The organism is Jatrophihabitans sp. sgz311053, assembly GCF_056135305.1.
Window position 1 is genome coordinate 522,054 of sequence record NZ_JBWAXP010000002.1, and the last position, 12,190, is coordinate 534,243.

Below are 12,190 nucleotides of genomic sequence, written 5' to 3' on the forward strand. Positions count from 1 at the left end.
GAGGTATGTCGTTGCCCGAGATCCTCCGTGGCCCCTTGACCCTGCCGGCCGTCGCGGCGCCGTTGTTCATCGTCTCCGGGCCGGAGCTCGTCGTGGCGCAGTGCCAGGCCGGCATCGTCGGTGCCTTCCCGGCCCTCAACGCCCGTCCGGCCGAGAAGCTCGAGGACTGGCTGGCCGAGATCAGCGAACGGACGGCGGGCCACGCCCCATTCGCGGTGAACCAGATCGTGCACAGGTCCAACGACCGCCTCGAGCACGACCTGGCCAAGTGCGTCGAGCACAAGGTGCCCATCGTCATCACGTCATTGGGCGCGCGCGAGGACGTCAACGAGGCCGTGCACTCCTACGGCGGCATCGTCCTGCACGACGTCATCAACGACCGCTTCGCGCACAAGGCGATCGAGAAGGGCGCCGACGGTCTCATCGCGGTCGCGGCCGGCGCCGGTGGCCACGCCGGCACCACCTCGCCTTTTGCGCTGATCCGCGAGATCCGGCAGTGGTTCGACGGGCCGCTGCTGCTCTCAGGCTCGATGGCGCACGGTCGCTCCGTGCTGGCCGCGCAGGTGGCGGGGGCTGATCTGGCCTACATCGGCAGCGCCTTCCTTGCCACGCACGAGGCCAACAACACCGACGAGTACAAGCAGATGATCGTCGACTCGGCGGCGTCGGACATCGTCTACAGCAACCTCTTCACCGGCGTGCACGGCAACTACCTCCGTGGCAGCATCACCGCCGCCGGGCTGGACCCTGACGATCTGCCGCAGTCGGACCCGTCCAAGATGAGTTTCGGCACTGGCGGCGAGGAGGGCGGCGGTCAGGCCAAGGCCTGGCGCGACATCTGGGGGTCGGGGCAGGGGATCGGCGCGATCGACCGCCGGTTGTCCGTGGCCGAGCTGGTGACGCAGCTGCGCGAGCAGTACGACGAGGCGTTGGCGACCCCGATCTGGGACGGTCGCGAGAACCGGCAGCTGCTGACTCAGTGACCGAGTAGCACCCCTCGGTCGGTCTCGCTGATGGGCTGTGGCGCGCCCTCGGCGTCGGCCAGGACGTAGACGGTCTCGACGCTGCAGCAGTCGCCTTCGGCGGTGCGGATGTCGAAGGTCATGGTGAAGCTGCTCCGTCCGACCCGGCCGCACGTCGCCGTCACCTCCACCACGTCACCCCAGGTCGCGGGTGCGTGCCAGGTGAGGGTCGAGGTCTTGAGCCGGATCAGCTCCACGAACGCCTGCAGCCCCCGTCCCGCGCAGAAGGCCCCCATCGCCTCGTCGCACCAGAGCAGGTAGTGGGCGTTGAAGGCGACGCCCTGCTGGTCGGTCTCGGCGTAGCGGACCGGCGCGCTCCAGGTGACGGTCGTGGTCATGGGGTGATCCTGCCGGGCGGGCACAATGAACCTTCACACCCCCGTAGCCCAATGGCAGAGGCAGACCCCTTAAAAGGGTCGAAGTGTCGGTTCGAGTCCGACCGGGGGTACGCAGGAGGAGCCGAGCGAAGACCGAGCTTGCTCGTGTCTTCCGAGGCGACGATCTGCGTTGAGGTGCGGAGCGCCGATCACGGGCAGGGGGAGCCGAGCGGGGACCGAGCTTGCTCGTGTCTTCCGAGGCGACGATCTGCGTTGAGGTGCGGAGCGCCGATCACGGGCAGGAGGAGCCGAGGAGGGCGGTCAGCCGCTCTTGCGCCGATGAACGCGCTTGCCGCCGGCCGCACCGTGGGCGTCGCCGGCCTTCCCGCCGGACTGCGACGCGTCCTCGTGAGGGTGGGAGCGGTTCTTCTTGCGCTCGAGTGCCGCCCTGAACGCGTCCTTGACCTGCTTGTCTGCGCCGTCGGATTCAGCCATGCCCCTACCCTCGCACGTCATGGACGTCGTCATCGACCCGGATTCGGCCGTGCCGCCCTACGAGCAGTTGCGCGCCGGCATTGCGTCGCAGGTCTCCGACGGCCGTCTCGCCGCCGGGGTCAAGCTCCCCACCGTCCGGGGCCTGGCCGGGGAGCTGGGCTTGGCCGTCAACACGGTCGCCCGGGCCTACCGGGAGCTGGAGGCCTCGGGCCTCATCGAGACCCGAGGCCGAGCCGGCAGCTTCGTCGGTGCCCGGGGAGATCGCAGCCGCGACGAGGTGCTCCGCGCGGCCGAGGAGTACGCCGCCCGCGCGCGCGAACTGGGCGTAGCTGAGCCGGAGGCGCTCGCCATCGTCACGGCTGCCCTGCGGCAGCGCTGACGACGGTTGCGTCCCGGACTCGCGTCAGCTGCGTTCGAGGACGACGACCGGGATCTCCCGATCGGTCTTGGTCGCGTAGTCGTTGTAGTCGGGCCAGACCTCGGCCATGTGATCCCACATGGCGGGGCGCTCCTCCGGTGTGGCGGTCCGCGCGTGGGCGGCGAACCTCTCGCCCTTGATCTGGACCGTCACGTTCGGGTCCTGCTCGATGTTCTTGAACCAGTCGGGCGGCTCGGGGGCGCCGCCCTTGGAGGCGACGATGAGGTAGCTGTCGTCCCAGTCCCGGTAGATGAGCGGGTGGGTGTAGTCCTTGCCGGACTTCCGGCCGGTGGTGTGCAGCAGCAGGATCGTCGTCCCCTTCTCCCAGTGGTAGCCCTCCTCGCCGTCCGTCGCCTCGTACCGCTCGACGTGTTCCTTGCCGAAAAGCATCGTCGCCGTCCTCGCTCGTCTCGGATCTGGAGTCACGGAATAGCCTGCCCGGCGATACCGTTGCCGAAGCAGTTGCAGTTGCAACTACTTCGAGAGGAGAGGCTGATGGTTGCCGTCACTGCAGACACGTTGGTGCTGCCGCGGGTGAAGAAGGCCGGGCTGGGCGACACCGAGCGTCCCGTGCTCGCCGTCTCGACCGGACCCACGGGCTACGAGGGCGAGGGATTCCCCGTCCGCCGGACCATGGCCGGCATCAACCACCGCTTCCTCGACCCGTTCATCATGATGGATCACATGGGCGAGGTGGACTACGCCGCCGGCGAGCCCAGGGGTACCAACTGGCACCCGCACCGCGGCTTCGAGACTGTCACCTATCTCATCGACGGCGAGTTCGTGCACCAGGACACCCACGGCGGGGGCGGTGTCATCCGCGAGGGCTCGACGCAGTGGATGACCGCCGGCGCCGGCCTGCTGCACATCGAGACGCCACCGGAGAAGCTCGTTGAGGACGGCGGGCTCTTCAACGGCTTCCAGCTCTGGGTCAACCTTCCTGCCGCCGAGAAGTTCACGACGCCGGCCTACCAGCCAGTCGAGGCCTCGGACCTGCTCCTGCTCGCCAGCGAGGACGGTGGTTCGCTGCTGCGCGTCATTGCAGGCGAGGTGGACGGTCACGTCGGGCCCGGCTCGACCCACACGCCCATCACGCTGTTGCATGCGTCGATCTCGGCCGGGGCGCAGCTGTCCCTGCCGTGGCAGCCGACGTACAACGGGCTCGCCTACGTCTACGCCGGCTCCGGGACCGCCGGCACCGAGGGTCACGAGGTGCACGCCGGGAACCTGGTCGTCTTCGGCAAGGGCGACCGCATCACGCTGGCCGCCGACGCCACCCAGGACAGCCGCACCTCCTCGCTGGAGGTGATCCTGCTCGGCGGCGAGCCGATCAAGGAGCCGATGGTCCAGTACGGGCCGTTCGTCATGAACACCCGCGAGGAGCTGCAGCAGGCGATCGAGGACTACCAGAAGGGACGCCTCGGCGTGATCCCGCCGGACGCGATCATGCCTCACGTTCCGCAGGGTCGCTGACGACGCCCGCGCGTCCCGTCCCATCCCGTCCCATCCCGTCCCGTCCCGTCCCGTCCCTCCCGTCCCATCCCGTCCCGTCCCGTCCCAGCCCTCCCGCCCGCGTCGAGTGGTCGATTCCGAACCCGAGTGGTCGCCTCAGCGGCGACCACTCGGTGCGGATATCGACCACTCGGCGTTCGGGGAGGTGCGGATATCGACCACTCGGCGTTCGGGGAGGTGCGGTGCGGGTCACCGTTCACGCCCCGGCCGCGGCACTAGCGTTGCGGGTGTGACCACGCCTGAACGCAGCGCCGCCGACCTGATCGTCGAATGTCTGGAGAACGAGGGCGTCACCCACGTCTTCGGCATCCCGGGCGAGGAGAACATCCGCCTGGTCGAGGCGCTGTCCCGCTCGACGATCGAGTACGTGCTCACGCGGCACGAGCAAGGTGCCTCGTTCATGGCCGAGACCTACGGCCGCCTCACCGGCAAGGCCGGGGTCTGCTCGGCGACGCTCGGGCCGGGTGCGATCAACCTGCTGCTCGGCGTGGCGGACGCCACCACCAACTCCACGCCGGTGCTGGCGATCTCGGCGCAGGTCGGCAACAACCGCAGCTACAAGGAGTCGCACCAGGGCGTCGACCTGGTGTCGATGTTTGCGCCGGTGACGAAGTGGTCGGAGCTCGTGGCGACGCCCGGAGCGGTGCCCGAGATGGTGCGTAAGGCCTTCAAGCTGGCCCAGACCGAGCGTCCGGGATCGGTCTACCTCGCCGTCCCCGAGGACGTCGAGGAGGCACCGGCCCCGGCGGGACGGGTGCCGCTGCCGGTGAACGTCCCGCGTCCGGAGGAGCCGTCGGCGGCCCAGCTCGAGCGCGCGGCGGCGATCCTGCGGTCGGCCAAGAACCCGGTCGTCCTCGCCGGGCACGGTGCCGCCCGTGCCGAGGCCGGACCGGCGTTGCGACGCTTCGCCGAAGCCCTCGGTGTCCCGGTCGCGACCACCTTTCACGGCAAGGGCGTCTTCGACGACGGACACCCGCTGGCGCTCGGCGCCGTGGGCTTCATGCGCCACGACTACGTCAACTTCGGCTTCGACTCCGCCGACGTCATCGTCGCGGTCGGCTACGAGCTGCAGGAGTTCGATCCGGTCCGGATCAACCCTCGCGGTGACAAGTCGATCATCCACGTGCACCGCTTCGCCGCCGAGGTGGACGCCCACTACGACGTCTCGGTGGGGTTGGTGTCGGACATCAGCCGCAGCCTGGACGCCCTGGCCGAGGAGGTCGGCGAGGTGAGCTACGGGTCGTCCAACGAGCGCATCCGCAGCCTGCTCACCGCCGAGCTGGAGCGAGGGCAGGCCGACGACCGCTTCCCGCTCGCGCCGGCCCGCGTCGTGGCCGATACTCGCGCCGCTCTCGATCGGGACGACATCGTCCTGGTCGACACCGGTGCGCTGAAGATGTGGATGGCCCGGCTCTACCCGACCTACGAGCCGAACACCTGCCTGATCAGCAACGGCTTGTCGACCATGGCCTGGACCGTGCCGGGAGCGATCGGCGCCAAGATCGCGCGGCCGGAGGCGAAGGTCCTCGTCGCCACCGGCGACGGCGCGTTCCTCATGAACTCCCAAGAGATCGAGACCGCGCTGCGGCTGCGGATCCCGATGGTCGTCCTGATCTGGGTGGACGACGCCTACGGCCTCATCAGCTGGAAGATGGACCTGGAGATCGGCAAGAACGTCGACACGACCTTCACCAACCCGGACTTCGTCGCCTACGCCGAGAGCTTCGGCGCGAAGGGGTATCGCATCGGTGCCGCCGACGAGCTGCTGCCGACGCTGCGGACCGCCCTCGCCGACGACACCGTCTCGGTCATCGCCTGCCCCGTCGACTACACCGCCAACCTGGACCTCATCGAGTCCCTCGGCGAGCTGGACGAGACCCAGGGCTGACCCCGCCTGTCTGACCCCGCCGGTTTTGGCGCCGTGACTTGGTATCCCAAGTCACGGCGCCAAAACCGGTCAGGAGGAGGGGAGGCGGTAGCCGAGCCGCGCCACGACGGACGAGCCGTCGGGGGTGCGGATCGTGATCGGGGAGCGGCCGGTGGGCCTCGCCCCGAAGAGGACGTCCGCGGCGGCGCGCAGCGAGGTCGCCTGATAGCCGAAGGACGCCATGAAGACCGGAGTCGACGGGTCGTAGCCCAGCTCGTAGGGCGCCCCCACGGCCAGGACGATGGTGGGGGTGCCCGTCGCCCGGATGGCTGCTGCCAGCTTGCGCTGCTGCGGGTCGCCCCAGGCGTCGTTGCTGATCACCACGGCGTAGTCGTTCTGCTTCGCCGCGGCGACGGCGGTGGCGATGGCGGCGTCGCTGGGTGCGGAACCCGTGTACACGTTGGTCGCCTGCACGCCCTTGGCGGCGATCGCCTTGGTGAGGGTGGCGCCGGTCGTGACGCCGTACCCGGTGACCAGCACCTTCTTGCCCGAGTTCGGCGCCAGCGGCAACGTGCCGTCGTTGCGGTACAGCGTCATGCCCCGCGCGGCAGCGGTGTCCATGGCGCGGTTCTGTGCCGGGGTCCCGACCGCGCCGGCAGCCTTCGCGGCATCGACCTGCGCGCCGTCGAAGAGTCCCAGCTTCTGCTTGGCCGTGAGCACCCGGCGGACGGACTGATCGATGCGGGCCAGGGAGATGTCGCCGGAGCGGACGGCGTCCAGGACCGCGGTGTAGGCGGTGTCGAACTGCGGCGGCATAAGCAGCTGGTCCACCCCGGCCTTCAGCGCCAGCAGGACGCGCTGCGGCACCGTGTAGTTCTGCAGCGCCTGCGCGTCGAGGGCATCGGTGACGACGAGCCCGTCGTAGTGCAGCTTGTCGCGCAGGATGCCGGTGACCATCGGCTCGGAGAGACTCGCCGGGGCGCCGGACGGGTCGAGAGCGGGCGCCACGATGTGCGCGGCCATGATCTGGTCGGTGCCCGCCGCGATCGCCGCGCGGAAGGCGGGCAGGTCGTAGCGCTCGAAGTCGCGCCTGCTCTGGTCGCTGACGGCCTCACCGAAGTCGGTGTTCACCTCGGTGCTGCCCAAGCCGGGAAAGTGCTTGGCGACGGCAGCGACACGCTGCGACTGCAGGCCACGTACCGCCGCCGCGCCGAAGGCCGAGGTCTGCAGCGCGGTGTCACCGAAGGCGCGGGACCCGTCCGCAGCGTTGGCGGGGTTGGTGTTGGTGTCGACCACAGGCGCGTCGTCGACGTTGATGCCGAGGGCTCGCAGCTGCTGCGCGTTGGCGCGGTAGGCGTCGAAGGCCAGGCGCGGGTCGAAGCTCGCCCCCAGCGCCATGTTGCCGGGCGATACGGCCACCGGCGCGCCGATACGGGCGACGCGGCCACCCTCCTGGTCGATGGTCGTCAGCAGCGGGATCCTCGCCCCCGAGGTCGCCGCCGCCTGCTGCAGCCCGTTGGAGAGCGTCGCGATCGTGGTGGGGTCGGTGAGGGTGTTGGCCCAGGTGAAGTAGATGACGCCGCCGAGGTGGTACTTGCTCACCAGCTGGGCGCCGTTGTCGACGCCGTAGAGCTGCCGGTTCTGCGCGACCGCCGCCGGGTCGGTCGTGTCGGCCGTCGTCCCGTAGGCGTAGGTGACGAAGAGCTGGCCGACCTTCTCCTCCAACGTCATCGACCGCAGCAGGTCCGCGACGCGGTCGGCATGGTGGGGCCGCGCGCCGGTGGGCACAGCCGTGGCGGGCAGGGCGAGACCCAGCGTCGCGAGCAGGGCCGTGACGAGCACGAGCAGTCGTCGTCGGGTGGTCATGGCGTTCCTCCTAGCGGGCCGCCGGCGCGAAGCCGGTGGCGTGGACGTCGGTGAGCGGGGTCGTGCCGAGTCGCAGGGCGTCGAGCCGGACGCCCAGCCCGTGATAAAGCGCATCCGTGCGATAAGTCCAGCGCAGCTGGGTGGTGCCGGTCGCGGGGACGGCGACGGCATGCCACCAGCGGTGATGGCCGTAGCCGGAGAGGACGCCGTCCGGGGCGGGTCGGATCGACCGTCCGTCGCGCAGGCCGAAGGGCAGCGGCGTCCAGGTCGTGCCGTCCGCGCTCTGCTCCAGGGTGAGCAGGTCCTGCTGCGGTGCAGTGTCGAACCAGAGGTCGAAGCCGAGGCGCTCGCCCGCCGTGGCCGGTGCCGCTCGGTGGGCGGTGAGGACCGCGGTGGTGGAGTCGGCCGGACCGGCTCGCCACGACGTCGCCCCCGCCGTCGGACGGACCGGCAGCGCCGAGGCGAGGTCGTCGGCGACCGCGCGCCGCACCGGGTTGTTCGTGCCCCAGTCCCGGCTCGGGTGCACCCGGTTGGAGAGGAAGATCAGGAACGAGCTCGTCGTCGGGTCGACGACGAAGGTCGTGCCGGTGAAGCCGGTGTGCCCGATCGTGTACGGCGTGGCCAAGGCACCCATGTAGCTGTACTGGTACTGCTCGAAGCCGACGCCGTGGTTGTGCGTTCCGAAGGCCTGGTTGAGGTTGGTGAAGAGCGCCTCGACCGCCTGCCGCGACAGGATCCGGTGCCCGCGGTAGATCCCGCCGTTGAGCAGGGTCTGCGCCAGCACGGCGAGGTCGTCGGCGTCGGAGAAGACGCCCGCGTGACCGGAGATCCCCCCGAGGGCCCAGGCGTTCTCGTCGTGGACGACACCGCGGACCATGCCGCGGTCGGGCACCTTCTCGTACTCGGTCGCCGCGATGCGCGGTAGCAGCGAGGCCGGGGGGTTGTACATCGTGCTCGTCATCCGCAACGGCCGCGTGATGCCGTCCCGGACCAGGGCGTCGAGACGCCGGCCGGTGATGGCCTGCTCGACCAGCTGCATCGCCATCATGTTGATGTCGGAGTACACGTAGGTGGTGCCGGCCGCGGCCTGCGGGACGCTGTCCAGGATGGCGGGTACGCGCTCCTGCTCCGGCAGCTGCCACAGGGCGGGCACCGGGTCGGGAGCGAGTCCCGAGGTGTGGGTGAGCAGCTGCCGGACGGTGATGTCGTCCTTGCCGTGACTGCCGAAGGCGGGCAGGTACCGCACCACCCGGGCGTCGAGGTCCAGGCGTCCGGCGTCGACGAGCTGCATCGCGACGAGGGCGGTGAAGAGCTTGGACAGCGACGCGAGGTCGTAGATCGTGTCGGTCCGGGTGCGCACGCGCTGCTCCGGTGGCAGCAGCGTCGGCTTGTCGTCGGCGTAGAGCGAGGCGTATCCGTGTGCCGACTCGTGGACGATCACGCCGTCGTGGGCGGCCAGCGCCACGCCACCGGGGATGAGGGGATGACCCGACGCGCCCTGGGGCTGCATACCGGCCTCGACGTCGAGGCCGATCTTGGACACCGGCCCGGCCAGCAGTCCGGCGCTGCGGGCCGAGCCGTGGTGCAGGCTGCGGACCGGGCCGAGCATGGACCGCAGCGCCGACGACGGCGCGGGCAGGATCTGGACCGGCGAGTTCTGCTCGACGGAGGCGGGACGCGACTCCGGACGCGACGCCGGACGAGCCACGGCGACGGTGCTCGCGAGCAGGACGGCCGTCCCGGCGCAGGCGGAGAGCAGCCGCTTCATCGGAGGGCTCCCTCGCGGTATAGGAGGTAGCTGCGGCGCACTGCGCGAAAGCGCTCGACGTCTGGCTGCATGTCCCGGACCAGGCTGCGGGGGTCGCGCCCGGCGTCCACCCCGGTGCGGAGCGCATCGCTGCCGGAGAGCTTGTCGATCCAGTACGGGTCGACCTTGTCGCCGGTGTCGTAGCGCCAGGCGAAGTCCGGGTAGAGGCGCTTCAGTGACGACAGCATCGTCGTGGCGGTGAGCACCGGATCGAAGGCGGTCGCGTCGGTGACGTAGGTCTGGACCCCGCGGCACACCTGTCCGGCGTAGGCAGCGGAGGTGGGTGAGAACGCCGCCTCGCGGAAGGCGGCGCCGGGAAGGTTCGCTGCCCGGAGTGCCGCCGTCCACCGCTCGTCGACGTAGGGGGCGCCGATGAGTTCGAAAGGCGCCGTGGTGCCGCGGCCCTGGGAGAGGTTGGTGCCCTCGAACCAGCAGGTGCCCACGTAGACGAGGGCGGAGGTGACGGTCGGGATGTTCGGTGACGGCGCCACCCAGCGCAGCCCACCGGTGTCGCCGGGACGGTCGCGACGCCAGCCGGTCATCGCGATCACCTGCAGGTCGACGCCGGCGCCGGCGCGGTCGCGGACGAACTCGCCGGCGAAGAGCCGCGCCAGCTCGCCGACGGTGAGGCCGTGCTGCTGCACGATCGGGGCGCGGCCGACACCGGTCTGCAGTGCGTCGCGCAGCAGGTGTCCGGCGACCCGGTTGCCGCCGAGCGGGTTGGGGCGGTCGAGCACCACGACCCGGCGTCCGGTGGCGGCGCAGGCCGTCATGACGTCGTAGAGCGTCCAGATGTAGGTGTAGAAGCGAGCGCCGACGTCCTGGATGTCGAAGACGACGGTGTCGACGCCGGCCTTGTCGAGGACGGCGGGCAGGGCGGTCCACGCCAGGCCGTAGAGGTCGTAGACGGTGAGGCCGGTGCGCGGGTCGACCGAAGTCCCCTCCGAACCGCCCGCCTGCGCCGTCCCGCGGAAGCCGTGCTCCGGGCCGAAGACGGCGCGGAGGTCGACCCGCGGCGACGCGTGCATGACGTCGACGATCGAGTCCAGGTCGTCGGTGACCCCGGTGGGGTTGGTGAGGACGCCTACCCTGCGGCCGCGGAGCGCGGCGTAGTCGGAGGCGATGAGTCGGGCCAGCCCGGTGCGGACCCGCATCGTCGCCTGCCCCGGCCCCGGACGGGGCGCCGGCGGGGTCGCCGTCGCGGTCGGCGTCGGACCCACGCACCCGGCGACGGCGGCCGCGGCCCCGAGCACACCGGCCCCGAGGACGGCTCGCCGCGGGGTCGTCACGACAGCACCTTCGCCCGTTCCAGCGCATCGGGCGGGGCCGCATCGCGCCGGGGCCGGACCAGCGACACCAGGCCGCCGACGACCAGGGTGATGATCACGCCGGCCGGCACGAACCAGGGGAAGGCGAGTCCGACGCCCTTGGTCTTGTCGGCCTCCCACCAGAGGATGTCGCCGCCGGTGGTCACCTTCACGCGCAGCACGATCCACGCCATCACCGCGACCGTGGTGACGAGGGCGATCGCCGCTGCGACCTGATCGGCGCGTTTGACGACGAGGCCCAGGATGAAGGCGCCCAGCATCGCGCCGTACGTGTAACCGGTGATGGACAACCCGACGACGACGACCTGGTTGCCCTTGTCGTCGAACAGGGACGCGAAGACGACCATCACCGCCGTCCATGCCAGCGTCGCGTAGCGGGCGATGGTGAGCATTGCCTCGGGGCTGGGCTTGCGTCCGAACCAAGCCGTGATGATGTCGGCGACCGTCGAGTTGGAGAGCGAGTTCAGCGCCGAGGAGAGGGAACCCATCGTTGCGGCCAGGATGCCAGCGATGAGTAGGCCTGCCAGGCCCACCGGAAGGCCGTTCAGCACGAAGTCCGGGAAGATCTGGTCGGAGCTCTTGAAGCCGAGCTGCTCGAGTGACGCGGCATCCTTGTAGACCCACAGCAGCGCCCCGACCAGGGAGAAGAGCGCGAACTGGACGGTGACTGCGATGCCGCTGCCGATCATGGCCTTGCGGCCGTCGGAGAGGTTCTTCGTGGCCAGCACCCGCTGCGCGATGAGCTGGTCGGAGCCGTGGGAGGCCATGCCGAAGATGGCGCCGCCGATGATCGCCGTGACGAAGGCGTAGGGGTTGGTGACGATGTTGAAGAAGGTCCAGTCACTCGAACTCGACACCTGGAAGATCTCGAACTTGCCGCCGTCGAGAGCCTTCCCGAACGCGCTGAAGCCGGTGTGCCCGAGCAGGACGACGATGCAGACGACGGCGCCGCCGAGATAGAGCGTCATCTGGATGACGTCGGTCCAGATGACGGCCTTGATGCCGCCGACGTAGGTGTAGGCGACGGTGATCAGCGACAGCACGAGGATGATGACGAAGTAGTTGACGCTCACCCCGAGCTCGTCGAGCAGCAGCTTGATCGGGATCGCGGAGGCGAAGAGCCGCACTCCCTCGGCGAGCAGGCGTGTGACGAGGAAGGTCAGCGAGGCTAGGCCCTGCACGTGCCGTCCGAAGCGCTCGCCGAGGTACTGGTACGCGCTGACGAAGCCACCCTTGAAGTACAGCGGCAGCAGGACGAACGACACCAGCGTGCGGCCGAGGATGTAGCCGAAGGCCAGCTCGACGTAGGAGAAGTTCGTCAGGTACGCCACGCCCGGCACGGAGATCACGGTGAGCGTCGAGGTCTCGGTGGCGACGATGGATCCCATCACCGCCCACCAGGGCAACGACTTCTCCCCGGTGAAGTAGTCCTCGGCCGACTTCTGCCGGCCCGACAGCTTCAGGCCGATGAGCGCGATGACCACCAGGTAGGCGACGATGACCGCGACGTTGATCGCGTCGTGCACGGGCTGCTCCTCTGTTCTTCGAGCGGATCTGC

Annotated in this window: 11 protein-coding genes and 1 tRNA gene; 5 read left to right on the plus strand and 7 right to left on the minus strand. The window is 70.0% G+C overall.

The window, feature by feature from the left end:
* The first annotated feature begins 5 nt into the window (after positions 1-5).
* Positions 6-983, plus strand: coding sequence for an NAD(P)H-dependent flavin oxidoreductase (locus AC0NZQ_RS11405; protein WP_474529950.1), 978 nt, complete (start codon positions 6-8; stop codon positions 981-983).
* Here AC0NZQ_RS11405 and AC0NZQ_RS11410 read toward each other — a convergent pair.
* Positions 977-1,360, minus strand: coding sequence for an acyl-CoA thioesterase (locus AC0NZQ_RS11410; RefSeq protein WP_474529951.1), 384 nt, complete (start codon positions 1,358-1,360; stop codon positions 977-979). The genes AC0NZQ_RS11405 and AC0NZQ_RS11410 overlap by 7 nt on opposite strands.
* 37 nt (positions 1,361-1,397) lie before the next feature.
* Between AC0NZQ_RS11410 and AC0NZQ_RS11415 the strand changes: the two genes are divergently transcribed.
* Positions 1,398-1,470 (plus strand) — tRNA-Leu (locus AC0NZQ_RS11415).
* Positions 1,471-1,660: 190 nt separating this feature from the next.
* On the opposite strand, the gene AC0NZQ_RS11420 is transcribed toward AC0NZQ_RS11415, so the two are convergent.
* Positions 1,661-1,834, minus strand: coding sequence for a DUF5302 family protein (locus tag AC0NZQ_RS11420; RefSeq protein ID WP_474529952.1), 174 nt, complete (start codon positions 1,832-1,834; stop codon positions 1,661-1,663).
* A gap of 19 nt (positions 1,835-1,853) precedes the next feature.
* Here AC0NZQ_RS11420 and AC0NZQ_RS11425 point away from each other — a divergent pair, with 19 nt between their 5' ends.
* Positions 1,854-2,213: a GntR family transcriptional regulator gene (locus tag AC0NZQ_RS11425; RefSeq protein WP_474531376.1), complete on the plus strand. Its 360-nt coding sequence runs from the start codon at positions 1,854-1,856 to the stop codon at positions 2,211-2,213.
* 24 nt (positions 2,214-2,237) lie between these two features.
* On the opposite strand, the gene AC0NZQ_RS11430 is transcribed toward AC0NZQ_RS11425, so the two are convergent.
* Positions 2,238-2,642: a nitroreductase family deazaflavin-dependent oxidoreductase gene (locus tag AC0NZQ_RS11430; protein WP_474529953.1), complete on the minus strand. Its 405-nt coding sequence runs from the start codon at positions 2,640-2,642 to the stop codon at positions 2,238-2,240.
* A 105-nt stretch (positions 2,643-2,747) separates the two neighbouring features.
* Between AC0NZQ_RS11430 and AC0NZQ_RS11435 the strand changes: the two genes are divergently transcribed.
* Both AC0NZQ_RS11435 and AC0NZQ_RS11440 read left to right on the plus strand, forming a co-directional pair.
* On the plus strand, positions 2,748-3,725 hold the full coding sequence (locus tag AC0NZQ_RS11435) for a pirin family protein (RefSeq protein WP_474529954.1): 978 nt from the start codon (positions 2,748-2,750) through the stop codon (positions 3,723-3,725).
* 268 nt (positions 3,726-3,993) lie between these two features.
* Positions 3,994-5,652 (plus strand): acetolactate synthase large subunit, encoded by a 1,659-nt coding sequence (locus AC0NZQ_RS11440; protein WP_474529955.1) that lies wholly within the window; start codon positions 3,994-3,996, stop codon positions 5,650-5,652.
* Positions 5,653-5,721: 69 nt separating this feature from the next.
* On the opposite strand, the gene AC0NZQ_RS11445 is transcribed toward AC0NZQ_RS11440, so the two are convergent.
* Genes AC0NZQ_RS11445 through AC0NZQ_RS11460 form a run of 4 tightly spaced genes read right to left on the minus strand, consistent with a single transcriptional unit; the run spans position 5,722 to position 12,158 of the window.
* The gene (locus AC0NZQ_RS11445; RefSeq protein ID WP_474529956.1) at positions 5,722-7,497 is read right to left on the minus strand and encodes a glycoside hydrolase family 3 protein; all 1,776 of its coding nucleotides are present in this window, start codon (positions 7,495-7,497) and stop codon (positions 5,722-5,724) included.
* A 10-nt stretch (positions 7,498-7,507) separates the two neighbouring features.
* A complete protein-coding gene (locus AC0NZQ_RS11450; protein ID WP_474529957.1) occupies positions 7,508-9,265 on the minus strand; it encodes a serine hydrolase domain-containing protein in 1,758 nt (585 codons plus the stop codon).
* On the minus strand, positions 9,262-10,593 hold the full coding sequence (locus tag AC0NZQ_RS11455; RefSeq protein WP_474529958.1) for an exo-beta-N-acetylmuramidase NamZ family protein: 1,332 nt from the start codon (positions 10,591-10,593) through the stop codon (positions 9,262-9,264). Before AC0NZQ_RS11455 ends, AC0NZQ_RS11450 begins: the two co-directional genes overlap by 4 nt.
* Positions 10,590-12,158, minus strand: coding sequence for a sodium:solute symporter (locus AC0NZQ_RS11460; RefSeq protein ID WP_474529959.1), 1,569 nt, complete (start codon positions 12,156-12,158; stop codon positions 10,590-10,592). The genes AC0NZQ_RS11455 and AC0NZQ_RS11460 overlap by 4 nt, the downstream gene beginning before the upstream one ends.
* Positions 12,159-12,190: the final 32 nt, after the last annotated feature.